22 protein-coding genes are annotated in these 25,385 nt (G+C 40.3%); 17 read left to right on the plus strand and 5 right to left on the minus strand.

The genetic code is table 11. From position 1 onward, the window contains the following. Window positions 1–122 precede the first annotated feature (122 nt). The 6 genes from MSC25_RS07850 to MSC25_RS07875 all read left to right on the plus strand — a co-directional run bounded on the left by MSC25_RS07850 (window position 123) and on the right by MSC25_RS07875 (window position 5,849). A complete protein-coding gene (locus MSC25_RS07850; RefSeq protein ID WP_024031844.1) occupies window positions 123–593 on the plus strand; it encodes a hypothetical protein in 471 nt (156 codons plus the stop codon). A 55-nt stretch (window positions 594–648) separates the two neighbouring features. Then, complete coding sequence (locus MSC25_RS07855) at window positions 649–1,125, plus strand: hypothetical protein (RefSeq protein WP_024031845.1); 477 nt, start codon at window positions 649–651, stop codon at window positions 1,123–1,125. A gap of 54 nt (window positions 1,126–1,179) precedes the next feature. Then, window positions 1,180–1,878 (plus strand): DUF916 domain-containing protein, encoded by a 699-nt coding sequence (locus MSC25_RS07860; RefSeq protein WP_248443089.1) that lies wholly within the window; start codon window positions 1,180–1,182, stop codon window positions 1,876–1,878. Window positions 1,879–1,964: 86 nt separating this feature from the next. Next, on the plus strand, window positions 1,965–2,606 hold the full coding sequence (locus MSC25_RS07865) for a hypothetical protein (RefSeq protein WP_248443091.1): 642 nt from the start codon (window positions 1,965–1,967) through the stop codon (window positions 2,604–2,606). Next, a complete protein-coding gene (locus tag MSC25_RS07870) occupies window positions 2,603–5,014 on the plus strand; it encodes a fimbria/pilus outer membrane usher protein (RefSeq protein ID WP_248443094.1) in 2,412 nt (803 codons plus the stop codon). Before MSC25_RS07865 ends, MSC25_RS07870 begins: the two co-directional genes overlap by 4 nt. Beyond that, on the plus strand, window positions 5,004–5,849 hold the full coding sequence (locus MSC25_RS07875) for a hypothetical protein (protein ID WP_248443095.1): 846 nt from the start codon (window positions 5,004–5,006) through the stop codon (window positions 5,847–5,849). Before MSC25_RS07870 ends, MSC25_RS07875 begins: the two co-directional genes overlap by 11 nt. Here MSC25_RS07875 and MSC25_RS07880 read toward each other — a convergent pair. After that, entirely contained in the window at window positions 5,839–6,429 is a 591-nt protein-coding gene (locus tag MSC25_RS07880; protein WP_029773461.1) for a LuxR C-terminal-related transcriptional regulator, read from the minus strand. The two genes, MSC25_RS07875 and MSC25_RS07880, sit on opposite strands and share 11 nt — an antisense overlap. Window positions 6,430–6,843: 414 nt before the next feature. Between MSC25_RS07880 and MSC25_RS07885 the strand changes: the two genes are divergently transcribed. Then, window positions 6,844–9,066, plus strand: a complete 2,223-nt coding sequence (locus MSC25_RS07885) for a TonB-dependent receptor (protein ID WP_029773462.1) — start codon at window positions 6,844–6,846, stop codon at window positions 9,064–9,066. Window positions 9,067–9,343: 277 nt separating this feature from the next. Here the strand turns inward: MSC25_RS07885 and MSC25_RS07890 are convergent, their stop codons facing one another. Then, the gene (locus MSC25_RS07890) at window positions 9,344–10,108 is read right to left on the minus strand and encodes an outer membrane protein assembly factor BamD (RefSeq protein WP_024031852.1); all 765 of its coding nucleotides are present in this window, start codon (window positions 10,106–10,108) and stop codon (window positions 9,344–9,346) included. A 141-nt stretch (window positions 10,109–10,249) separates the two neighbouring features. Between MSC25_RS07890 and rluD the strand changes: the two genes are divergently transcribed. The 3 genes from rluD to clpB all read left to right on the plus strand — a co-directional run bounded on the left by rluD (window position 10,250) and on the right by clpB (window position 14,632). Then, window positions 10,250–11,227 carry a 23S rRNA pseudouridine(1911/1915/1917) synthase RluD gene (gene rluD, locus MSC25_RS07895; RefSeq protein WP_004587336.1) on the plus strand — a complete coding sequence of 326 codons (978 nt, stop codon included), beginning with the start codon at window positions 10,250–10,252 and terminating at the stop codon, window positions 11,225–11,227. After that, entirely contained in the window at window positions 11,227–11,958 is a 732-nt protein-coding gene (pgeF, locus tag MSC25_RS07900; RefSeq protein WP_248443097.1) for a peptidoglycan editing factor PgeF, read from the plus strand. Before rluD ends, pgeF begins: the two co-directional genes overlap by 1 nt. 97 nt (window positions 11,959–12,055) lie before the next feature. Then, window positions 12,056–14,632, plus strand: coding sequence for an ATP-dependent chaperone ClpB (gene clpB / locus MSC25_RS07905; RefSeq protein ID WP_004587334.1), 2,577 nt, complete (start codon window positions 12,056–12,058; stop codon window positions 14,630–14,632). A 46-nt stretch (window positions 14,633–14,678) separates the two neighbouring features. Here clpB and MSC25_RS07910 read toward each other — a convergent pair whose 3' ends face one another. Continuing rightward, the gene (locus MSC25_RS07910) at window positions 14,679–16,226 is read right to left on the minus strand and encodes a methyl-accepting chemotaxis protein (RefSeq protein WP_248443099.1); all 1,548 of its coding nucleotides are present in this window, start codon (window positions 16,224–16,226) and stop codon (window positions 14,679–14,681) included. A 601-nt stretch (window positions 16,227–16,827) separates the two neighbouring features. On the opposite strand from MSC25_RS07910, the gene gshA reads away from it, so the two are divergent. Continuing rightward, entirely contained in the window at window positions 16,828–18,414 is a 1,587-nt protein-coding gene (gene gshA, locus MSC25_RS07915; RefSeq protein WP_024031856.1) for a glutamate--cysteine ligase, read from the plus strand. 133 nt (window positions 18,415–18,547) lie between these two features. Next, entirely contained in the window at window positions 18,548–19,159 is a 612-nt protein-coding gene (locus MSC25_RS07920; RefSeq protein WP_248443101.1) for a transglycosylase SLT domain-containing protein, read from the plus strand. Between the two features lie 60 nt (window positions 19,160–19,219). Here the strand turns inward: MSC25_RS07920 and MSC25_RS07925 are convergent, their stop codons facing one another. Together MSC25_RS07925 and ccsA are read right to left on the minus strand one after the other, a co-directional pair. Beyond that, a complete protein-coding gene (locus MSC25_RS07925; protein ID WP_004587330.1) occupies window positions 19,220–20,488 on the minus strand; it encodes a CNNM domain-containing protein in 1,269 nt (422 codons plus the stop codon). Between the two features lie 61 nt (window positions 20,489–20,549). Further along, window positions 20,550–21,356, minus strand: coding sequence for a cytochrome c biogenesis protein CcsA (gene ccsA, locus MSC25_RS07930; RefSeq protein WP_024031858.1), 807 nt, complete (start codon window positions 21,354–21,356; stop codon window positions 20,550–20,552). A 253-nt stretch (window positions 21,357–21,609) separates the two neighbouring features. On the opposite strand from ccsA, the gene ffh reads away from it, so the two are divergent. From ffh to rplS, 5 genes are all read left to right on the plus strand, one after another. Further along, the gene (gene ffh, locus MSC25_RS07935; RefSeq protein ID WP_024031859.1) at window positions 21,610–22,989 is read left to right on the plus strand and encodes a signal recognition particle protein; all 1,380 of its coding nucleotides are present in this window, start codon (window positions 21,610–21,612) and stop codon (window positions 22,987–22,989) included. Window positions 22,990–23,239: 250 nt separating this feature from the next. Next, window positions 23,240–23,488 (plus strand): 30S ribosomal protein S16, encoded by a 249-nt coding sequence (rpsP, locus tag MSC25_RS07940; protein ID WP_004587327.1) that lies wholly within the window; start codon window positions 23,240–23,242, stop codon window positions 23,486–23,488. 17 nt (window positions 23,489–23,505) lie between these two features. Continuing rightward, a complete protein-coding gene (gene rimM, locus MSC25_RS07945; RefSeq protein WP_004587326.1) occupies window positions 23,506–24,042 on the plus strand; it encodes a ribosome maturation factor RimM in 537 nt (178 codons plus the stop codon). After that, a complete protein-coding gene (trmD, locus tag MSC25_RS07950) occupies window positions 24,042–24,809 on the plus strand; it encodes a tRNA (guanosine(37)-N1)-methyltransferase TrmD (RefSeq protein ID WP_004587325.1) in 768 nt (255 codons plus the stop codon). The genes rimM and trmD overlap by 1 nt, the downstream gene beginning before the upstream one ends. Before the next feature lie 33 nt (window positions 24,810–24,842). Next, window positions 24,843–25,202: a 50S ribosomal protein L19 gene (rplS, locus tag MSC25_RS07955; protein WP_004587324.1), complete on the plus strand. Its 360-nt coding sequence runs from the start codon at window positions 24,843–24,845 to the stop codon at window positions 25,200–25,202. The last annotated feature ends 183 nt before the right edge of the window (window positions 25,203–25,385 follow it).

Raw genomic sequence — 25,385 nt, forward strand, 5'->3', positions numbered from 1 at the left:
GCTTAGCTACAGTGTATTTAGTCTTACCCTTTGTTTTGTAATCAAATAACAACTTTCTAAACCTGATTTTTAGCTTAACATTACCACTGTATTAGCAAGGTAGTTCAAAGGAAGTGACAGTGATGAAGAGGCTAGCATGGTTAGTATTATGTTGCTTTGCATCCTATGCATATAGTAACGATGAAGTAAGTATTACATTGGTGGGGCATATTTCTCCGGTGTGTGAATTTACCTCACAAAATAATAACCTAGAGTTTTCTTCTGATGGCGTTGCTAATACAACATTAGAGATAAACTGTAATTCGCCAATGCGAATATCAATGCAGTCACTTAATGGCGGTTTGAGTCATGAGCAAAGCAGTAGAATAAGTTCATATAATATTAACTGGAAGTTGGAAGGTGCCAACAACAATGTGTCTGTATCGGCACAGGCAACCAAATCGACATATAGTTTTAATATTAATGATATTTTATTTGATAGCATTGCTGAGATTCAGTTAACTCTAGATGAACCCTTGATATATGCAGGAAGCTACCAGGATGTGATCCGCATAGAAATGACACCATCAGTAGTATCGGGTGGCGTGCTTTAAACGCACATTTATTAAACATAACAAACTATATGTCACATGGATAAGGAATATAACAATGAATAAACTAATCGTAATTTCAGCAATCGCAGCACTATCTTCAGGTTCAGCACTAGCAGAAAACTTAAATGTAGGTGGTGCCGTTGAGTCTGTATGTGAAGTAAGCAATATTGCAACAACACACTACTTTCCAGCTCTTGCGTTGGGGAATACAAAAACAGTTAATTTTGACTTGAAATGTAATGATGTGGATGGTGCAACACTTACTTTAACTACTTCTGAGGGACACCTTCAAAACGCTGATCACGAAGACAGAGGTGTAGGATACACTGCTCATTTAACAGCAGGTCCTTATGACTTTACTTTGTCAGCTGAAGATGGAACGAATGATCAGAGTGCTTTTCAAAGCAATGGTGGAAGTAACACATTAGCAACGACAGGCGTAACAGGAATGATTGACCTAGAAGTTACTCAGACTCCTGTATATGCAGGTACGTATGCAGATACTTTAATGCTAACTGTAACAGCAAACTAAAGTTAAATAGAAAAGGCAGTGACTATGCACTGCCTTTATTCAGGAGGGAATTCTATGCATATTTTACTTATCTTTATATTTTGTTTGCTTTCATTTTCAGTCAATGCCTTTCAAGTGAGACCTATGGTAGCCGATCTCAGCTCTCAAGGTAGTCAGTCGCAGCAAACACTTCGAATAATAAACCCATCTGATAAACCCTTAACTATTGATGTTTCTGCTTTTAATATGAGTATAAGTGATAATGGCGTTGAGTCTTTAGAGGTAAACGAAGAAGACTTCTTAATTATTCCTATGACAACGATTATCCCACCGGGAAATAGTCAATCGGTAATCGTTCGATATATTGGGGAGCCCATTATTAACCACTCTAAGTCTTATCGAATCACCGTAGAACAAGTGTCAGTTAACTTGAACGAAAATGCCCAATCTGGTGTTGGTATGTCACTTAGTTTTAGAACGCTATTTAACGTTGTTCCCGATAATGCTAAAGCTAACCTAATAATTAAAGAAAAAAAACAATTAGCAGAAAATCAATGGGGTGTGTCGTTAGAAAACCAAGGGAACAAATATGTACGCCTTTCAAAAGGTCAGTGGAATATTAAATCTAAGGGTAAAGTATTAACTTTAGAAGGAATGGATCTGAGTAGAGCCCTATCAGGTAAAATTTTACTTCCAAATTCAAAAAGCAATATTTCAATTTCAATACCAAAAGAGTTTCAAGCTTCTGATAGTGAGTTAGAGGTTATATTCTAATGTTTTGTGTTCAGTGGCTCTCCCGATGTTTAATGATACTAATATGTAATATTTCTATATCGGTAGAGGCTCTGGAAGTAACACCTATGGTGATTACATTATCCCCGGAGAAGCCTTCAAAAATACCTTCCAGTCTAATTTTTAATCAACTGCCTAGAGAGATTGCATTTGACATTGAAATATATGAAATCGATTTTTCTACACCGAGTCCTTCTTTAATTAAGCTGGAAGATTCTCCATTATGGGTATTTCCTCCCTCACTATTTTTACAAGAAGGGCAAGGTCAGAGGATTCAATTTAGATGGATTGGACAGAGGCTCCCACAGCAGGATAAGAGTTATCAGGTCAGTTTAATAGAGCAGCCTTTGGCTTCTAATATCGGAAGTGGTACCTCGCAACTTAAAATATTAATGAATGTAAATTTAGTTGTTCACGTAGACAGGGATATATATTTACCTAACTTAAAAATACTGACTTCTAAAATAGAAAGTGGAGAGCTTTTAGCTCAAGTCAAAAATGAAGGAGAGGGGGCTGCGCGGCTCAGTGACTATAAAATTAAAGTAACTACAAATAAATCCGTTGTAACTACTTTTGAAAAACAAGCTTTATTGGAGAAGGGGTACGATGTTTTTTTTGCGCCTTATGCCACACAGACCATAAAAGTTAAGCTACCTGAACATATTGAAAGCCGTGAGGTAGAGTATTTAAGTTTAGATTTAGTGCAATGAAAACTTTAGCAGTGTTCCTCTTTGCTGTATTTTTTTTACCACTTAGCCTGTTAGCAAAAATAAACCCTTCTAGTAAGACAATTGAACTTAATGTGTCAGTTCAATTAAATAAAAGCCCTATAGGTCAAGTCTCCCTTAAAGTTGATAAAAATGATGCCCTTTTTTTAAAGTGGGACGAATTAGAGCCACACCTTCGCGAAATTTTACTTGAAGAAAAAGAGAGGGAGCTTTTTAAGGTATTAAAAGGCAATACTTTAGCGGTAACTTCATTAAGGGAACTAGGTTTTAGTGTTGTGTTTGATATGAGTGATTTTAGTTTGGACGTTGTTGTTCCCGTAGAATTAACCCGCCCACAAAAATTAAGTGCGCAAATGCAAAGGAAAAGGTTGAAGGCTATTGAACCAGCCAATGCGAGTGGGTTTGTTAACGCATATGCAAGCTACGTTCACCAAGATGATAAGGAGCAACAGCAAGTTCAAGAGCAATACGCATTACGATCCGAAATTGTAGCGAGTTGGCAAGGCTGGGTGGTAGAAAATGAATTCGAATATAATAAAATATCGCAGCCAGCCTCATCAAGTTTTAAGCGGCGAGGAACTCGGCTTATTCATGATTTACCAAATTTAGGTATGCGTCTTTCTCTTGGAGACAACTTTAGCTCTGGTGGCTACTTCCAGAACTCTTCTCGTTTGTTAGGCTTTTCAATAGCACATGATTTTTCTCTATTATCAGACAGGCCCATAAGGCCAACTGCTTCACGTAGCTTTACTCTTCAAAGCCCTTCAAGTGTAGAGGTATATGTCGATGAACGAATTATTCAGCGCCTTAATTTGGTTGCGGGTATTTATTCTTTAGATGACATACCTTTGAGCGAAGGCAGCAATAATATTTCTCTAAAAATTACTGATATAGCTGGCGTTGTGCGCTATGTAAACTTTGATGTTGCGACTGGCTTAGATCTATTTGCACAAGGGCAGCTTGAATATGAAATTCACTTAGGCGTTCCTGCTGAGGCTGGCGATAAACTCGAGTATGAACCAGATTCTCCCTTCCTCAGTGCCTATCTGGATTATGGCCTGACCCCAAGTTGGACTGCAGGGGTTACAGCGCAGGGAGATAAATACGCGCAACAAATTGGCTTTAAACAAATCTATGCAGCTCAAATAGGGCAACTGGCATTTGAGGGCGCATTTAGCTTCGCGGAACGCCAAGGATACGCTTACCGTACTGTTTATAGTAGCTATAATATGAGCAACTTAGGAAGTGAGCTAACGCTCGGTTATGAATACAGTTCAAAAGACTTTACAGCTTTAGGTTTTAGGTCTCAAGATACGTTTAATAACCGCTATAGAGAGCATTATGCACAGGCTAGTTATAGTTATTATGTTAACGATAGAACATTAGCCTCTTTTTTTACAAATATTTCCCGAGATCATCAAAGTGTTCAATTTGATAAATCGCTGGGAGTCAATTTCTCAGGCGACTTGGTAAATAGTCAGTGGAGATATACTGCAGGGGCGCAATGGGATGAGTTAAAAGGTGAGCGAGAGTGGGGTATAACTTTATCATTTACCTATAAATTTAATAATCAGCATAGAGTTAAACTATCCCACCAGTCTAGACGTGATAAAACGAGACTAGAATTTACTCAAGACAGTAATCAGCGTTTTGTCGGTGCTTTGAACTTTCGAGCTGGCTTAGAGAGCAATGAATTAAATAAAACTATCTTTGATTTAAACATGCAATATAACGCAAACCGTTTTGCTGCTAACCTTGAACATGCAAGTTTTTATAAAGATTTAAATGCTCGTTCTGCTTATCATCAAAGTCGTGTAAGCCTCTCATCTAGCATAGCTTTTGCAGATGATGCATGGGCATTTGGAAAGCCTATATACGATAGCTTTGCTTTGGTTAACGCCCATAAAAGTTTAGAAAATAAAGTGATTACATTAGGCCGAGTTGAAAATGACTATAGAGCTGATAATAGAGATTTCAAAACTATATTACTTAATGATTTGAGCTCTTATGACAATATCAACATTCCTGTTGATATTGATGATCTAGCCCCTGGCTATGATATAGGTTCTGGCATGCTTAGCTTTTACCCTAAATACAAAACTGGACATAAGGCAATAATTGGGACTGCAGCAAATATTTCTGTTATTGCAACTCTTCGGAGTAAGGACGAGAGCCCCTTAGCCTTAATGGTGGGAAAGGCTATTTGTCAAGATAAAGCATCGGCCAAAGAGTATACATTCTTCACAAATAAGCGGGGCCGCTTTGCAATAACTGGCCTTGCTCCTTGTCAGTATAAAGTGACCTTACAAAATAAAGATAGTACTACATTTTTAATAGAGGTTCGTGATGCAGAGCAACTTCAACGAAAAGGGGTTATTTATGTTCATTAAAATTGTGTATTTAGCAATAAGTATATTTTTACTAACTATGGCATGTAGAGTTAATGCTCAGTGTGATGCAAGTATTGGGGAAATTGAATACTTGTTTGATGACCTGCCTTTTTATCACGTAAAATCACAAGTCGATGCTGAGAAGACAATTCGAGTAGACACAATAAATACGTCGGATTGTACTTTGTATTTTAGTCTTTCTTCGCAAAACCAAGGATACCTTAAAAGTAACTCTCAATTTATTGACTATCAAATTCGTCTAGAAAATCAGTTGTTAAGTAGGAGCATCAATCAGGTTAAGCTTAACAATAGCAAAGTAGATATCAGGCTAGTGATCCCCGCAGGGACGCCAGTAAAAGCAGGGCATTACACTGATAGGCTTGAGTTGAGACTCTATGATGAAAATAAGCAAACCGTAGATGAAATAGAAATCGAGATTGAAACTAATATCCAACCCCGAACTAGTTTATCTTTATTAGGTTATAACACTTTTTCTAATACTGTTTATTTGGGAGAATTGAAGCCAGCAGAAAAATACACCATGTTACCTAGCTTACAAATAGTGACGAATACGGATGTTCAACTTAATGTAACCTCAGAGAATAAAAGTCGTTTATTACACTCTATTTTTAGTAATAAGTATGGTATTAGCTATACATTGCAATTAGGCCCAGAAGAAATTAACTTAGTAAAAGCTTCAAGTCTAAACTTTTCGTATTCCGGCCAGACTGAGTTTTTCATTCCGCTTAGCATTCAATTGGAGGACTTCACACGTCAAGCCGCTGGAGAGTATTCGGACGTTATTCGTTTTCAAATAAGCCCACTTAATTATTGACTTTACTTAAGTTTTTTTGGCACCACAGCAATGCTTGTTGTTTGTTTTTTACAGATATTTTTTGATAAATTTTATGTAAATGCACTCTGACCGTGGCTTCACTTATAAATAAGCTATCTGCAATAGCGGTGGAGTGTAGACCGGAGAAAAGCAAGTTTAATACTTTAATTTCTTTACAAGTAAGGTTACTTGATTGCAGGGTGGTTTGCTGTTCAGTGGCTAACATTTGTCTCATCCAGCTGTCTGTCACATCACGGGGAAACCAGAGCTTACCTTGTTCAATAGCTTCAAGGCCTTGTTGAAAAAGGGAGTCATCTGAACTTTCGTAAAAAAGTCCCTTTAAATTAGGCCATTCTTTTAAAGCTAATACGTCACTATTTTTTGGAACATCAAAAATAACTAAGCTTTTATAACCGTTATCTTGCATAAACTTATTGATAAGTTCATAAGTTGTGATTACATTAAGTGCTTGGTAATTAACTAATAAAATGTTGTAGTTAGCTGCTACACAGAAAAGTGAAGTATAGTCTGGACTATTAAAGCACTTTATATAGCGTATTGGAGTATTTTTAATATCCATAATTTCTGTCCGTAGATGCAATAGTAATACTATATTGCTATTTTTGGTTAATATCAATCATAGTGCATAGTTCGATAAGCTATACGAAGCTTTAATTAATGTGCTTTATGGAATAATGGTTCTCTTATATGTAAACATAAAAGGTGCACAAAATTAGAGTGTGTGTAACGTGATTACTTTTTAGCAAAAGGCCCATTTTTTTGTGTAGGTTATCCAACAATAATCAAAAATTATAATTAATTTGTACCTGTATGTTTATTAAATGAAAATTTTTATACATTTCTTCACAAATATGTAATATAATACCCTTCCAGAGGAAAGATGCTATTAGGCGTCTTTTTTTATGCCCAAAACTTATTGCCCAAGCCAATAAGTTCGCATAACTAAATTATACGGTATCCTTTGGAGAATATTTTGAAACTACGCAAACTCTCACAGTTAAGCCTCGCAATTGTCGCTGCACTAACTACCTCAGTAAATGCTGAAGAAGCTAAAACAACAGCAAAACAAGACGCGTTTGAAAAAATCGAAGTTACAGCTCGTAAACGTACAGAGAGCTTGTTTGAATCTCCAACCGCTATCACATCAATTGGTGCTAACCTCATTGATAAAGCCAATATGAGTAACCTAGAAGATATTGGTAAATACGTTCCAAACTTAAATATCACTCGCTACGGTGTAGGTAATGCGGCGCATGCCTCTGTGTTTATTCGTGGTATTGGTCTACAAGATCACATAATTACAACCGATCCGGGTGTAGGTGTTTATTTAGATGGTGTTTACTTAGGCCGTCAAATGGGGTCAAACTTATCGTTACCAAATGTAGAGCGTGTTGAAGTTCTACGTGGACCACAAGGTACATTATATGGCCGTAATACCTTAGGTGGCGCAGTAAATGTAATTACTAAGCAACCAGGTGATGAAGGGATTGTTTCAACTACAGCTAAAATTGGTAGCCGCGGGCGTATTGCTGGCGATGTATACTTTAATAACTCGCTAACAGATGAAGTAAGTATGTCTGCAAGTGCATCATACAAAACGCGCGATGGTGTGGGTGAAGCTGTCAATTTAGCTAACCCAGAAAAAGAAATTGGTGAAGAAGAAGAGTTTAGCGGTCGCGTAGCCCTTAAATGGCAAGCCAATAGCGATTTAGCGTTTACTTTTTCACTTGACGGTGTTGATAATGAGTCGGGTCAATCGCCTTACACTATTGAGTTAACTGAGCCGCTTGATGCAAATGATGTATTTAATGGTGACTTTCCTTTATTAACACAGGATATGATCCCATCTGACCCAGATGATTTAGGCACTACCGTTGCTGGTATTGAATCTACGTCTTACTCAGGGTGGGGTACGTCATTTACTGCTGATTGGGCAATTGATGATACGTACACGGCTAAATTTATTTCAAGTTACCGTACTTCTGAATACGAAGGTGGGCTTGATGATGATGCGTCACCACTTAACTTATCTGAGTTCCCAGAAGAGGGTGGTGCAGACCAATACTCGTTTGAAATTCAACTAAATGCGACTTACGACAATATGGACTTTGTATCAGGCCTTTACTTCTTTAATGAAGATGGCTTTACACGTTCAGGTCCATTTGTATTTAGCCCATTCAATACACCTAATGGCTTATTAAACGATGGTGTTACACCTTCATTTGGTGGCTATGGCGATTTTGAAATTAACCAAGAAACAAATTCATACGCTGTATATTTTAATACAAGTTACGATTTAACAGATGATTTAAGTATTGGTGGTGGCCTTCGTTACTCAAAAGATGAGAAAGACGCCGATGCGATTTTCCCAACATTTGCTGAACGTAAATACGTAAGTGCAGAGTTTGACGCTGTAACATGGGATGTAAACGCATCATATCAAATCAGCAATAACATGAATGTATATGGTCAAATCCAAAAAGGTTACCAAACCGGTGGTTTCCCTCCACGTCCATTTGGTGGCCCCGATCAGTTTGTATCGTTTGATGAAACTAAAGCAATTAACTACGAAATGGGCTTAAAAGGCCAAGTACATGAAAATGTATCTATGATGTTAGCTGTATTTGTAACAGATTACACTGACCTTGCTTTACCATTTTCTGACCCTACTGCAGGCGGTGGTTTTGTAACGATTGTTGAAAATGCAGGTGAATCTAAAGCGCAAGGTATTGAGCTTGAAACTACCGTTGCCATTACAGACGATTTCACAATTCGCAGCTCTGTAGGTTACTTAGATTCTGAAATTACAGAAGTAGATGCAGGCGTACAAGGTATTGGTAAAGGTGATTCACCAGCATTAACACCACGTTGGACTGTAATGATTGCCCCTTCTTACTTTATGGATTTAGACAGCGGTGCAACCGTTGCATTTAACGCTAACTACTCTTTCAGAAGCGAAATGCAAGGCCAGTCGGTTTACAATGAAAGCGAGACTATTGATTCGCGTGAGTTAGTTGGTTTTAATATTTCTTACACTAATCCTTATGGCGATATGGAAGTAACCTTATACGGTGAAAACGTATTAAACGAGGTTTACGATGTAGGTCGTTTACAACAGTCAGGTTTTGTTGGTGTAATGCGCAGTAATGACCGTAGCGAGTTTGGTTTAAAGTTCAAAAAAGACTTTGAACTTTAATAACCCGCAATGAGTTAATTAAAAGGTAAGCTTAGGCTTACCTTTTTTTTCGCCTGTAAAAAGAAAACTTAGATCAACAGTGAATCCCTTTGTTAAAAGCGCTATACAATCGTGTAGTGCAATTGCTATTGATATATTTAGTGTGGTGCGAAGGCTAATCGCTAAGTATTAAAAAGCGCCACAGACATCAACTAAACTCGTTTTTAGGCAATAAAAAAGCCCTCAGAGAGGGCTTTTAAACAATCAACATAGGTTTAAATAAAAACCTCTGCCATTCTTATTTGTTAGATTCATTGTATTCACGCGTTAGTCTTGCGTGCTCACTTAAATCTGTCAGGCCAAGCTTTTCGTAGCTTTTTTCCATCATCTCAAGTGCAGGCTCTAAATAGCTGCTTTGCGAGTAATGCTCAACAACGTACTTACCACGATTAGCGGCCGCCAGGTAAGCTTCACGTTCGTAGTAGTAATTAGCCACTTTTAGCTCGTAACGCGCCATGCGGTTTAAAAGCCACACTAAGCGGCGTTTAGCCTCTGGTGCGTAATCACTTTTTGGAAAGCGTTTTACAAGCGTTGATAAATCGGTAAATGCAACACGTGTACGGTTTGCATCGCGGTCAGCTCTGTCTATGCCAAAATACTCTTGGAAAGCATTTTTATCTGCTTTAATGTTAACCAAGCCACGCATGTAGTACATGTAATCTAAATCTTTGTGGTTTGGGTTTAAACGAATAAAGCGGTCGATAGTCGCTAATGCTTGCTCTGTATTACCTGATTGGTAATGGGCATACACTAAATCCATTTGTACTTGCTTTGAGAAAGGGCCAAATGGGTAGCGTGAATCAATAGCGGTTAACAGCTCAATTGCTCGGGCGTATAAACCTGAGTCGAGCGTTTGTTTTGCATCTTCATACAAAGCGTGTGCAGATTTGTTAGGAACGCGTTGGATATCTTCTTGGTCAGGCGCAGAAGAACAGGCCCCTAAAGTAAGTACAGAAGCTGAAAAAACAATGGCGAATGCACGTTTCCCTATTTTATTTATCATTTTATTTGTTACCTTCGATGTCTTCGGCTAGGCCACGGCGGTAAAACCGAGTAAACTATGCGTATTATATTATGCTTTTATTAAAAGCGATTCTAACCCAGTCAGGCACAGCTTGCACTGGTAAATTGGGTAAAGTTACTAATGTCAGAACAAATTTCACTTCAAGCCGAGGTTCCTACCGAGTTAGGTGGTAAACGTCTAGACCAAGTATTAGCGCAATTGTTCCCTGATTATTCACGTTCACGTATAAAAACATGGATATTGGATGATAAAATCACCGTTGACGGTGAAATCTATAACACACCACGAGAAAAACTACTCGGTGGTGAAGTTGTAAATGTTGAAACCAGCATTGAAGCACCACGCGAATACGAAGCACAAGATATCAAATTAAACATTGTTTATGAAGATGATGATATTTTGGTTATCAACAAACCTATGGGCCTAGTCGTTCACCCAGGTGCAGGTAACCCTGATGGCACAGTGCTAAATGCATTGCTGCATCATTTTCCGGATATTATTAACGTACCGCGTGCTGGTATTGTGCACCGTCTAGATAAAGACACCACAGGCTTAATGGTGGTGGCTAAAACTATTCAGGCGCAAACACATTTAGTTAAAGCACTGCAAAAACGCGAAAACTTTACGCGTGAATACGAAGCTTTATGTAATGGTACTATGACCGCAGGTGGCATGGTTGAAAAGCCGATTGGCCGTCACCCAACGCAGCGTACACACATGGCAGTTCACGAAATGGGTAAGCCTGCTATTACACATTACCGTGTTGCTGAAAAATTCCGTGCTCATACACGTTTACGCCTTCGCCTAGAAACCGGCCGTACACACCAAATTCGTGTTCATATGGCGTATATAAACCACCCGTTAATTGGCGATAGAGCCTACGGCGGCCGTCCGCGTCCACCTAAAGGTGCTACGCCGGAGCTGTTTGAAATGTTACGTACATTTAATCGCCAAGCCTTACACGCAGTAAAATTGAGTATTGCGCACCCTATTACGGGCGAGATGATGACCTGGCAAGCGCCTATTCCAGATGACATGGTGGCAATGACTCAGGTTCTTAGAGAAGATACGAAAGCTAACCCTAACATAGAGTATTAATGGCTTTTTTGTCAGCCCCTTGGCCTAATTTAACCTCGGTAGGTACGCTTAGTACCACCCGAGAAGGCGGCGTGTCAAAGCCGCCTTTTAATAGCTTAAATTTAGGCCTACATGTTGATGATGATCCAGAGCACGTGCTAAAAAACCGTGCTTTGGTTGAGCAATCCCTGCCAAACCCGCCACTGTGGCTTAATCAAGTGCATAGCGCCGATGTGCTCTGCGTTGATGCAGATTTTAATTTTCAAACATTACACAGTGCTGATGCGTTGTATACAAAAGTTAAAAATCAGCCTCTTGCTATTATGAGTGCAGATTGCCTGCCTATTCTGTTTGCAAGTCATGATGGCCATGAAGTTGCAGCAGTGCATGGTGGTTGGCGCGGCCTTGGAAAAGGGATCATAAAAAATACGCTTGCCTGTTTTAGCGCGCCTAGTAAGCAAATATATGCGTGGCTTGGGCCTGCTATTGGTGCTGAGCAATTTGAAGTTGGCGCTGAGGTTGCTACGCGATTTATTGCAAAATCTCCGTTGTTTAAAGAGGCGTTTAAATTACAAAGCAATAATAAATACTTGTGCGATATTTACCTAATCGCTCGCATTGAGCTTGAGCAATTAGGCGTTATTAATATTAGCGGAGGCGATTATTGTACTGTTTCTCAGCCATCATTGTTTTTCTCTTATCGGCGAGAAGGTAAAACAGGACGTATGGCAAGTTTGATCTGGCGCAAATAAAACACTATTTCCCCACAATATTCTTCTTAACACCTTGAACAATTCTATTAACATACCCATTTATTAAGCAATTAGTTTATTAAATAGGTAAACCCTCATGCGTTTAGATAGATTCACAAGTAAATTTCAATCTGCGCTTTCAGATGCTCAGTCGCTAGCATTAGGGCGCGATCATCAATTTATTGAACCCGTACATTTAATGTATGCGCTTTTACAGCAAAATGGCTCTAGCGTGCGCGCCTTGCTTGCACAAGCAGGCGTGAGTGCAGATGAGCTCAACACCAAGCTTTCTCAAGAAATAGAAAAGCTGTTTAAAGTCGAAGGAGTAGGGGGCGACGTACAGCTTTCTAATAATATGGCTTCGCTTATTAACTTATGTGATAAATATGCGCAAAAGCGTAAAGATAAGTATATTTCGAGCGAATTATTTGTATTAGCGGCCTGTGACGACAAAGGCCCTTTAGGTGATATTTTTAGAGCGCTAAATATCACTGCAACTAAAATAGAAAGTGCCATAAAAGCAATTCGCGGTGGCCAAAAAGTCGATGACCCTAACGCCGAAGAAACCCGACAAGCACTTGAAAAATACACCATTGATTTAACCGAGCGCGCAGAGCAAGGTAAGCTCGACCCCGTTATTGGGCGAGATGACGAAATCCGTCGCACGATTCAAGTTTTGCAGCGCCGTACTAAAAATAACCCCGTGCTTATTGGTGAGCCAGGGGTAGGTAAAACGGCCATTGCAGAGGGGTTAGCGCAGCGCATTATAAATGGCGAAGTGCCAGAGGGCCTAAAAAGCAAGCGTGTTTTATCGCTAGATTTAGGCGCGCTGGTGGCGGGTGCTAAATACCGTGGTGAATTTGAAGAGCGTTTAAAATCGGTGCTCAACGAGCTGGCTAAAGAAGAAGGCCAAGTGATTTTATTTATTGATGAAATTCACACTATGGTGGGCGCAGGTAAAACCGACGGCGCTATGGATGCTGGCAATATGTTGAAGCCAGCGCTTGCTAGAGGGGAGCTACACTGTGTGGGCGCCACTACGCTTGATGAATACCGCCAATACATAGAAAAAGATGCCGCACTTGAGCGTCGTTTTCAAAAAGTATTGGTTGAAGAGCCCTCAGTTGAAGACACCATTGCCATTTTACGCGGCTTAAAAGAGCGCTACGAGTTACATCACTCGGTGGATATTACTGACCCGGCAATTGTCGCCGCTGCGCATTTATCGCACCGTTATATTAGTGACCGACAATTACCAGATAAAGCCATTGATTTAATTGACGAGGCTGGCTCGTCAATTCGTTTGCAAATAGATTCTAAGCCTGAGTCTTTAGATAAGCTTGAGCGCCGTATTATTCAATTAAAACTTGAAGATAACGCTTTAGCTAAAGAAAAAGACGATGCAAGCCAAAAGCGGCGCAGCGAAATGCAGCAGCTCATCACCGACTTAGAAGCGCAATACCGAGAGCTTGATGAAGTATGGAATGCAGAAAAAGCCTCGTTACAAGGCACGCAAGTAATTAAAGCTGAGCTTGAACAAGCGCGCCTTGATTTAGAGGTTGCCCGCCGAGCGAGCGATTTACAGCGTATGTCGGAGCTGCAATACGGAAGAATTCCAGAGCTTGAGCGAAAACTTGATTTAGCCTCGCAAGCTGAAATGCAAGAAATGAGCTTACTAAAAAACCAAGTAGGCGAAGACGAAATTGCAGAAATACTTTCTCGTTGGACCGGGATCCCAGTATCGCGAATGCTGCAAGGTGAGCGAGAAAAACTGTTAAAAATGGAAGAGCAACTTCACAGTAAAGTGATAGGGCAGGACGAAGCAGTTGTTGCGGTCGCGAATGCGATACGCCGCTCTCGTGCGGGGCTTGCCGATCCTAATCGACCAATAGGATCATTTTTATTTTTAGGACCCACTGGGGTGGGTAAAACAGAGCTTACTAAAGCGCTTGCAGGTTTTATGTTTGATACAGAAGATGCCATGGTGCGTATCGACATGTCAGAGTTTATGGAAAAACACGCGGTAGCACGTTTAGTGGGTGCGCCTCCCGGTTATGTTGGTTACGAAGAAGGCGGCTATTTAACCGAAGCCGTTCGCCGTAAGCCTTATTCTGTAATTTTGCTTGATGAAATAGAAAAAGCGCATCCCGATGTATTTAATATTTTATTGCAGGTACTCGATGATGGCCGCCTTACTGATGGGCAAGGGCGTACGGTTGATTTTAAAAATACGGTTATTATTATGACCTCAAATTTAGGCTCTGATATTATTCAAGAGCAAGCGGGCACAAACGACTACGCAACGCTTAAGAGCAAAGTTATGAATGTGCTCGTTAACGAATTTAGGCCAGAATTTATAAACCGTATTGATGAAACCGTCGTATTTCATCCACTTGCCAATGAGCATATTAAAGAAATTGCCGATATTCAGCTTGTTAAATTGCGTGAGCGTTTAACAGAAATGGGCTACTTATTAGAGATCAGTGATGCGGCGCTTGAAAAAATTGCCTCTAGCGGGTTCGACCCTGTTTACGGTGCTCGGCCATTAAAACGAGCTATTCAGCAAACAATTGAAAACCCACTGGCTCAGCAGCTATTAGGGGGAGAGTACAACCCTGGCGATATTGTCGTGATAGATGCAAACGAGCAGGGCCTGATTTTTTCAAAACGCTAATCTAGACGCACAATAAGCCGCCAAGCAGGCGGCTTATTGCATTGCTTTATACTTTAAATGTATAAAGTAGGTTGCTTACTTTTTGAGAGCCGGCAACTAATTCTGCGGCATCTTTAGCAACGTCAAAACTTAAAGCTAAGTTTTCGTTACTCACCTCTTTTATATTATCTACATTATTAGCAATATCATGGCTCACCATCTGCTGCTCCTCTGCAGCCGTCGATATACTGTTTGTAAGTAATGCTATTTCACTAATTTGATTGAATATACTATCGAGCTCTTGGTGTGTTTGCTCGGTTGTTTGTACGCAGCCCTCAGCTTGTAGTTTTGTACTTTGCATTACCTTTGACCAATTAACCAATGTATCTTGTATATCTTTAATCGAGCTGTGAATTTGCCCCGTAGCACTTTGCGTACGAGAAGAAAGGGCACGTACTTCATCAGCAACTACGGCAAAACCACGGCCATGCTCGGCTGCTCTTGCGGCTTCTATTGCAGCATTAAGCGCTAGTAAATTGGTTTGCTCAGCAATACCTTCTATCTCATTCATTACTTGGCCTATTTTATCTGCTTCCTGCGCGAGGTTATTAGCCGTATTGGCAGCATGATCTACGTGGGTTGCCAGCTCAGATACCATTTTTTTGTTATCAGCAATATGTTGTTTTATATCCGCGCAGCTGTGCTGAGTAGAATTAACTTTGTCGGCGGTAGTTGTTGTACTATTCGAAATCTCACCAATAGTGGCGGTCATTTGCGCCATAGCAGTGGCGATTTGTGTAAGCTGTGTGCTTTGTGCCTCAATGCCTCTTTCGGTGAGCGTCGATTTATCATCTAGGTTTTCAGCAATGTTATTAAAGGCATAGGTGGCATCTTTTACGCGCCCCAATACAGTTCTGAGCTTAGCAAGTAACATTTGCTCTTTATAGTCACTCACACTTAGCGGTGAGTTATCGCAAAAAACATAGCGCGAGATAGAGTCAGAATGCTGTTTATAGGTGTTTAATTTAGCAGGGGTTGCCACAAGCTCTTGATAATTTAAGGCCAAAATAAGCACGCAAATTAATACGTTGATAACCGCTGCCATGGCTGAAAAGGCAAACCCACTCATTATTAGCCAGCTAAATACAACGGCTAACGTAAGCATTTGGCGCAAGTGTGTGCGTTCGTTAAAATTAAAAGTGGCTTTACCGCTATTTAATTTTTCGTATAGTTTATGGGCTGTTAAAACATGTTTTTTATCTGGTTTTGTACGTACAGATTGATAGCCAACTAACTGATCTCCTTCAAAGATAGGGGTTACAAATGCATCAACCCAGTAATAGCGCCCATCTTTACATCTATTTTTTACTATGGCGCGCCATGAGTGGCCGCTTTTTAGCGTACTCCACATTTCTTTAAATGCTGCTTTGGGCATATCTGGGTGGCGCACAATATTATGATTTTTACCAACGAGCTCCTGGGCACTAAAGCCTGCTACATCGCAAAATGCCTTATTTGCATACGTAATGACTCCTCGTAAATCGGTTGTGGATACCAATTGCTGAGCATCACTAAAGTGAACCTCTTCATTTATTAAGCTTTGATTATGATGCATGTTAGTTTTAACCATCCTTTTTAATTAACTTGTCATTGTATTGGGTAAACAAAAGGAGGTGAAGTAAAGGCGCTGCGCTAAATAAAATTGTCATCAAAATTGCGACTTTTTATGATCTATATCAAATACTGCGCTTAAAATGTTAAAGCTTATGAAGTGTAATCTATTAATTCAGGGTCTTTATGTTTTGGGGTGTGTTGATTTTTGGAGGCTGAATTTACAGCAGTGTGTTTGGTTTTTAGGCAAGGGGTAAGAGCAGGACGCGAAAGCTTTGTTTGGTTTTTACTTATTCTTACATGGAGGTAAGTTATTAGAATAATGCAGGGCAGTTATCGAGCCCATTAGGTTACAAATATCGCGCTTAGTTCTAACAAATTTCAATTCACAAAGGCCAACACGCCCTAGCAAAGCGATTGTATATTAGCGTGAGCAGTGGCAAGATTAGCTTGCTGGTTGATGCTTATTGTATCAAGCGCATGCTCAACAGGGTAAATAGCTAAAAATTTTGAAAAATTATATTGTTCTTAACAATTTAATCTTGAGTATGGGCAATTAGCCCCCATAACCCTAAGATTAAGCCACGTGGCCGAGGAAGCATTTTTTGACTATACATGATTTATCTAGCGCGCTAAACGCGTTATCAGCAACACCGCATCAGCACGCAATTAAAGGGATCAAACGTGGTATTGAGCGAGAGTCGTTGCGTATTAAAGGTAATGGCGCCATTTCCACTTTAGGACATCCTAAAGGCGTAGGTAGTGCATTAACAAACGGACATATTACTACCGACTTTTCAGAGTCATTACTTGAATTTATTACCCCTGTTAGTGAATCAGCGACAGAAACCTTAGCGCAATTAAAAGACCTGCAAAAGTTTACACTTGAGCACATGGGTGATGAGCTTTTATGGCCCATCAGTATGCCATGCTTTATTGAAGATCAAGATGACATCGTACTGGCTCAATTTGGTAGCTCAAATACTGCGCGTATGAAAACCCTATACCGTGAAGGATTAAAAAACCGTTATGGTAGTATGATGCAAGCGATTGCGGGTGTTCATTTTAATATTTCTTTTCCAGAAACACTTTGGCAATCTTTACACACCTTAAAGCAAAGTGAGCAAAGCCTAGAAGCATTTATTTCGGATGGTTATTTAGCGCTTATTCGTAATTTTAAACGCGAGCTTTGGTTGATTAGTTACTTGTTTGGTGCCTCACCTGCATTATGTAATTCTTTTTTACAAGGGCGCAAAACTGACCTGCCGTTTAAAAAGCTAGGTAAAGGCACACTTTATTTAGAAGTAGGAACCGCGCTACGCTTGGGTGATTTAGGTTACACCAACAGTGCGCAATCTTCATTACGCGTAATGTATAACTCGCTTGATGAGTACGTTGCTGGGCTTAAAAAAGCAATCAACACGCCTTCTGACCTATATGGCGATATTGATGACTACACCACAGCAACACCTAAGCAGCTTAATAAAAATATTCTGCAAATCGAAAACGAATTTTATTCGCCGATCCGCCCTAAACGTAATGCTAAAAGTGGTGAAAAACCAACGGATGCATTATTAAGAGCAGGCATTGAATATGTTGAAATTAGAGCGCTGGATGTAAACCCGTTTAGTGAAACCGGCATTGATATAGAGCAAATTCATTTTTTAGATGTGTTTTTAACGTATTGTTTGTTAAAAGACTCTCCAGAAATGCAGTGGAAAGAGCAAGCCCGCAGCACTGAGAATTTAGATACAGTGGTTAATCAGGGGCGTCAGTTAGGTGTTATGCTTAACGACAACAACCAACAGCGTACGTTACAAAGTTGGGGGAGAGAAATTTTTGACCAACTAAGTGAAGTCGCTGAGCATATGGATAAGGCGTATGGAGTGACCTATTACAGCGAAACCATCGCACAAATGGCTACTTGGGTTGATAACCCAGCGCTGACTTTTTCAGGGCGTTATGTGCGCGAGCTAGAAAGTGCGGGTATAGATAACGGTTTATTTGCTATTCAATTAGCTAATAAATATAAGCAAAGCCATGCGCAAGCCAACTACAATGTGTTTTCTAAAGAATGGCTAGAGCAACAAGTTGTTCTCTCGGATAAAGCGCGAGAAGAAATAGAGCGCGCCGACACGCTAAGCTTTACTGACTTTTTAGATGAATATTTTAATGCCAAAGCACCCGCTTAAGTTTTTTTAAGCAAAAAAAACGCAGCCCAAGGTGGCTGCGTAAATATTCTTCAGGGATGAAACAATGCTATACTGCTGCATTCATATACTCAGACCCACGCTTTTTTAAAAAGTTCAGTGAGATCTTATAAAAATGAAAAAAAATGCAATTATTTTATCTTTTGCCCTCTCTTTAGCTGGGTGTGCCACTGCGCCGCCAAAGCAACCTAATGATCTTTGTAAAATTTTTGAAGAAAAGTCAGACTGGTACTTTGATGCAAAAGATGCACAAGAAAAATGGGGCTCACCTAAACATGTTCTTATGAGCATGATGTACCAAGAAAGTTCGTTTCGTCATGATGCTGCACCACCCATGGAGTATTTTTTATGGATAATTCCAACTGGGCGTGCCAGTGATGCTTACGGGTACTCACAAGCAAAAACTCCAACTTGGTCTGACTATATTCGTGAAACGGGTAACAGTGGGGCTGATAGAGATGATTTTGACGATGCAATCGACTTTATGGCATGGTTTGTTTATAAAACACATAAAGTAAATGGTATCTCTAAATGGGATGCTTACGCCCAATACTTAAATTATCACGAAGGCTGGGGCGGTTATAAACGCGGTACCTATAAAAAGAAAAAGTGGCTAATGGGTGTTGCTAATAAAGTAAAACACCGCGCAAGCCGTTATGGTGCGCAGCTTAAACGTTGTGAAGACGAGCTTGATAAAGGCTGGTTTGAGCGACTACTTTTTGGCTAACTACATATATTAAAAGCAAAAAAAGGAGCCAAGGCTCCTTTTTTAATGCATTATTTACACTTACAACTTACGTTGATTTGGCTTAATTTTTACCTGTTTTATCATATTCTCTTTTACTTCTAACACCTCAACAGGGTAGCCGGCTATTTTAAGGCTTAAATTAGCATCTGGAATATCTTCTAGGTATTCCACAATTAAACCGCTGAGTGTTTTAGGGCCATCAAGAGGAAACTCCCAGCCCATCTCTTTGTTTAAGTCGCGCACGTTAGCGCCGCCATCAACAAGGTAAGAGCCATCGCTTTGTGTGGTCACTTCTTCACTTGGCGTACGTGTTTGCGTGGTAGTAAAATCGCCAACCACTTCTTCAAGAATATCCTCAAGGGTTACGAGACCTTGTATGTCGCCATATTCATCAACCACTATACCAATACGTTCTTTTGATTGTTGGAACTTTAATAGCTGGGTATTTAGGGACGTCCCCTCAGGAATAAAGTAAATCTCACGTACAGCACGCAATAATGACGGTTTATCAAATTGCTCTTTGGTTAAAAGACGAAGAGCGTCACGCGAATGGATAAAACCTACCGCGTCATCAATATTGTCGCGATAAAGTAATACACGGGTGTGCTGAGCATGAGTTAATTGGCGGCTAATGAGCTTCCAATCGTCGTTAATATCAATCGCCACTATTTCGTTACGAGGGATCATAATATCTTCAACGGTCACTTGCTCTAAGTCTAAAATAGAGGTCAGCATGCTTTGGTGACGAGCTGGCAGTAATGCGCCTGACTCATTCACCACTGTTTTAAGCTCTTCTTTACTCATGCTGTGCTCATCTATTTGTGCTGAGCTGATACCAAATAGACGTAAAATACCGTTGGTCATCCAGTTAACAACAACCACAAATGGGAATAGTATTTTGAGTAACCCTTTGAGAATAATAGAGCTTGGAAAGGCTACTTTTTCAGGGTACAACGCAGCAAGCGTTTTTGGGGTTACTTCTGCAAATATTAGTACCACTAGCGTTAACACACCGGTTGCAATACCAATACCTAAATCACCGTATAAACGAATACCAATAATAGTAGCTACCTGGGCAGCAGCGATATTTACAAGGTTGTTACCAATTAATATTAGGCCTATGAGTCTATCAGGACGGCTAAGTAATTTACTGACTCGTTTAGCTGCGCGATGTTCCTCTTTTGCAAGGTGGCGCAAGCGTATACGATTAATTGACATGATCCCGGTTTCTGAACCCGAGAAATAAGCAGAAAAAAGCACCAATAAACCTAAAATGATAAACAAGGTACTTGTCGATATGTCGTCCAACGATGGATCCTTTTTTTATAAACCAATGCGTATTAAGCTAGAGTGAGCTGACAGAGTCAAGTTAAAACTTATTTAACACCACTTCTTGTATAAAACGGCTGCCAAAATAAGCAAGTGTGAGGATAAATGCAGCGACCATGATGGTAATAACCACAGGTTTACCACGCCAGCCTTTTTTCATGTGCCCAAGCGCAACAGTGACAAAAATAACCCATGCGACAAGCGATAAAATGGTTTTATGGATAAATTCTTTTGCAAACATCCCATCTAAAAACACAAACCCTGTTAATAAGGCAAAGGTAAGTAACACCGTACCTAAGTTTAATAGTTGATAGAGCTGACGTTCTACCACCATTAATGGTGGCAAATGGCTATGCACAATTGCTAAATCTTTACGTTTTAAGCGTTTATCAATAAAGTAAAACTGCACGCCGTATAAAGTGGCAATAATTAACACGCAATATGCTAACAGTGATAGCGATATATGTGTGATAAGGCCTATTTCAATATTAAAGCTTTGTAATAAAATATGGTGCGGTATAAACAAACTTGCAATGGTGAGTAGGGCTGCAAAGCCATAGACGACCGGTAACAGCAATGTAGCAGGGAACTTTAATGACACCGCAGTCACCGACACCACAATAACCCAGCAGGTCAGCAGTGCAACATTAACGATACTTAAATCTTGCCCGTCGGAGCGAAACACCGAATTAACCAACAGCAGCATGTGCGCTAGTATAGCCACGGTACTTAAAATAACCGTTACCTTTTGGCTAGGACCTTGTTGATGAAACAGGCGTGTTAACACGTGAGACGTTGCTAACACATAAAATAAACTGGCAATAATAGTTAAACTAATAATCAGCATTGTGCTTGGGCCACTTATAATTAGAGTCAAATAATTCTTGTTGTTATAAGCACATTGTATTTTATAGCAAAGCAATTGCATAGACCTAAAAAAAGAAACTCAATAAGCTGTGCTTCAATACTGTATTGTGCGCCATCATTTACGGTATACTGTTTTTAATTGAAATTTAATACTATTGCTCCCATCTAATAAGTAAAATGCAAATAAGCGTGAGCTTATTGGGTCAATATAAACGTCTTATCGGAACCGTTACATGTTTGAGAACCTCCAAGAACGATTAGGTAAAACCTTAAAAAATATTAGTGGCCGCGGCCGTTTAACAGAAGACAACATTAAAGACACGCTGCGTGAAGTACGTATGGCGTTTTTAGAAGCTGACGTTGCGTTGCCTGTTGTTCGCGAGTTTGTAAAGCAAGTTAAAGAACGTGCCGTAGGTGTTGAAGTAACTAAAAGCTTAAGCCCTGGCCAAGTATTTATAAAAATAGTGCGCGAAGAGCTTGAAAAAGCGATGGGTGAAGCCAACGAAGAGCTTAGCCTAAATGCACAGCCGCCAGCCGTTGTTATGATGGCTGGTTTACAAGGTGCGGGTAAAACAACCAGTGTTGGTAAGCTTGCTAAGTTTTTAAAAGAGCGTAAGAAAAAGTCAGTGCTAGTTGTTAGTGCCGATGTATACCGTCCGGCGGCTATTAAACAGCTTGAAACACTTGCCAGCGAAGTTGACGTGGATTTTTTCCCAAGTGATATTTCGCAAAAACCAGTAGATATCGCCACCGCTGCTATTTCTCATGCTAAAAAGAAATTTATAGACGTTGTTTTAGTCGATACCGCCGGCCGTTTGCACGTAGATAACGAAATGATGGGCGAAATTAAAGACCTTCATAAAGCAATCAACCCAATCGAAACATTATTTGTGGTTGATGCAATGACGGGTCAAGATGCGGCGAATACCGCTAAAGCATTTGATGAAGCGCTACCTCTAACCGGTGTTATTTTAACTAAAACAGATGGTGATGCACGCGGTGGTGCTGCTTTATCTATTCGTCATATTACCGGCAAGCCAATTAAATTTATGGGTGTGGGTGAGCGTACAGATGCACTAGAGCCGTTCCATCCAGATCGTATCGCATCGCGTATTTTAGGCATGGGGGATGTACTTTCATTAATCGAAGAAGTCGAAATGAAAGTCGATAAGGAAAAAGCAGCTAAGGTCGCTGAAAAAGTATTTAAAGGCAACGGCTTTACCCTTGATGATTTTGCAGAGCAATTAAAGCAAATGAAAAATATGGGTGGCATGATGTCGATGCTAGATAAGCTGCCTGGTATGCAAAACTTACCCGATGCTGTAAAAGGCCAAATGGGTGACAAAACCTTCATTCAAATGGAAGCAATCATCAGCTCTATGACCAAACAAGAGCGTGCGCGTCCTGAGATTATTAAAGGCTCTCGTAAAAAACGTATAGCCGCAGGCTCTGGTACACAGGTACAAGAGATAAATAAACTGCTAAAACAGTTTACGCAAATGCAAAAAATGATGAAAAAAATGAAAGGTAAAGGCGGCATGCAAAAAATGATGCGCGGCATGAAAGGCATGTTACCACCTGGAATGATGGGTGGCGGTGGCCCTAAATTTTAATGTAGCGCTTAAATAGCCGCTATATAATGTATAACAAAAGGGCTAATTGGCCCTTTTTTGTTGAATAAATTATGCGCGTGGTGCATGATAATCTATTAATTGTGGCTCAGATCACAGTTTAACCTACTAAAGTGGCTTTTTGCTTCACTTCTTACTTGCATTGTTGCTAAAAACTCGTACAATTCCCCAGCTCCCCATACTGGGGAGTAAATCTTATTAATGAAAACAGTCAATCTATTTAGAGGACGGTATGGTAACTATTCGTTTGCAACGTGGTGGCGCTAAAAAACGCCCTTTCTATCAAATTGTGGTTGCGGATAGCCGTTTCTCGCGTGACGGTCGCTTCATCGAGAAAATTGGTTTCTTTAACCCAATTGCTTCAGGTCAAGAAGAAAAACTTCGTTTAGATTTACCTCGTGTTGATCACTGGGTAGGTCAGGGCGCAGGTCTTTCTGATCGTGTAGCTAAGTTAGTTAAAGACGCTCGTAAAGCGGCTTAATAGGCGTAAGTGTAACCATGAGTCAAGAGAACACCTCATCAATTATTGTCGTAGGAAAGCTCGGTGCCCCATATGGTATAAAGGGCTGGCTTAAGGTACATTCATTTACTGATGATCCCCAAGGGATCTTCGATTTCAGCCCGTGGTTGATAGGGCAACAAGGTAAATGGCAGACCTTAGAAGTGGTCGACTGGCGTCGCCACAACAAAGGCTTTATCGCTAAAATTGCGCAAGTAAACGACAGAGACGAAGCAATGGCTTATACCCATGCAGAAATATCTGTTGATTCAGCGCAATTACCAGAACTCCCGCAAGGCGAGTTTTATTGGCGAGATCTCATTGGCATGTCGGTTGTAACTGATAAAGGTTACAATTTAGGCACTGTCGATGACCTGATGGAGACAGGATCGAATGACGTACTGGTTGTTAAGGCAAACAGTAAAGATGCATTTGGTCAAGCTGAGCGTTTGATTCCTTTTTTAACTGATTCAGTAATTAAAGAAGTTAAATACGAAGCGAGAGAAATTACCGTAGACTGGGATCCTGGGTTTTAATGACTCAAACTAGTTCATTATGGGTAGGGGTGATAAGCCTTTTCCCAGACATGTTTGATGCTATTACACACCAAGGTGTCACTGGTCGCGCAGTGAAAAATGGCTTAATTGACTTTAACTGCTGGAATCCACGTGACTATGCTTTAGATAAGCACAGAACCGTAGATGACCGTCCTTATGGGGGCGGCCCAGGTATGTTAATGATGGTTGAACCATTAAAACAAGCCATTCTTGACGCTAAAAAAGCGGCAGGTGATGGCGCAAAAGTAATTTATATGTCCCCGCAAGGGCGCAAATTAGATCAGCAAGGGGCTAGCGAACTCGCAAACTCTGAAAAGCTGATTTTGATTGCCGGTCGCTATGAAGGTATAGACGAGAGAATAATAGAGTCATACGTTGACGAAGAATGGTCAATTGGTGATTTTATTTTGAGTGGTGGTGAATTACCTGCCATGACATTAATTGATGCAGTAGCGCGATTAGTGCCAGGCGTGTTAGGTCATAACCAGTCAGCAGAGCAAGACTCATTTTCGGATGGCTTGCTAGATTGTCCTCACTATACACGGCCAGAAACATTGGACGACAAACAGGTGCCTGCTGTACTACTCAGTGGAAACCACCAAGAGATAGCAAAATGGCGGCTTAAGCAGTCATTAGGCAGAACTTGGCTACGACGTCCTGACTTGTTGCATAACCTAGCTCTGACTGAGGAGCAAGCGGTATTACTCGCACAATTTCAGCAAGAGTACCAAAAAGCTTGTGGCTAGAAGACAGTTACACCTAGGAAAGTGAGAAACATAATGGCAAAAGTAAACCAAAATATTATTAAAGCGCTTGAAGAAGAGCAGCTTAAAACAGACGTACCAGCATTCGGCGCTGGTGATACAGTAGTTGTACAGGTACGTGTAAAAGAAGGTAACAAAGAGCGTCTACAGGCCTTTGAAGGTGTTGTAATCGCTAAGCGTAATCGTGGTCTTCACTCAGCATTCACAGTTCGTAAAATTTCGAGCGGTGAAGGTGTTGAGCGTGTATTCCAAACGCACAGCCCTCTTATTGATAGCGTAACAGTTAAGCGTCGCGGTGCGGTTCGTCGTGCTAAGCTTTACTACCTACGTGAGCGTTCTGGTAAATCTGCACGTATTAGAGAAAAACTTAACTAATACGCGCTGTTTATCAACGCAAAGAAAACGGGTTGCAGCCTCACGGTTGCAACCCGTTTTGGTTTTTAAGCATTAAATAACATACTACCTCTTCACAAAAGCATCCCTCTGTATTAAGTAATCTTCACTCTCGTTGTTACATTAGCCTTTTAACCCATACTTGATCCTGTTAGTATTTAACGT

Origin of the sequence: Pseudoalteromonas sp. 1CM17D (genome assembly GCF_023161805.1) — a bacterium.
Lineage (GTDB): Bacteria > Pseudomonadota > Gammaproteobacteria > Enterobacterales > Alteromonadaceae > Pseudoalteromonas > Pseudoalteromonas atlantica.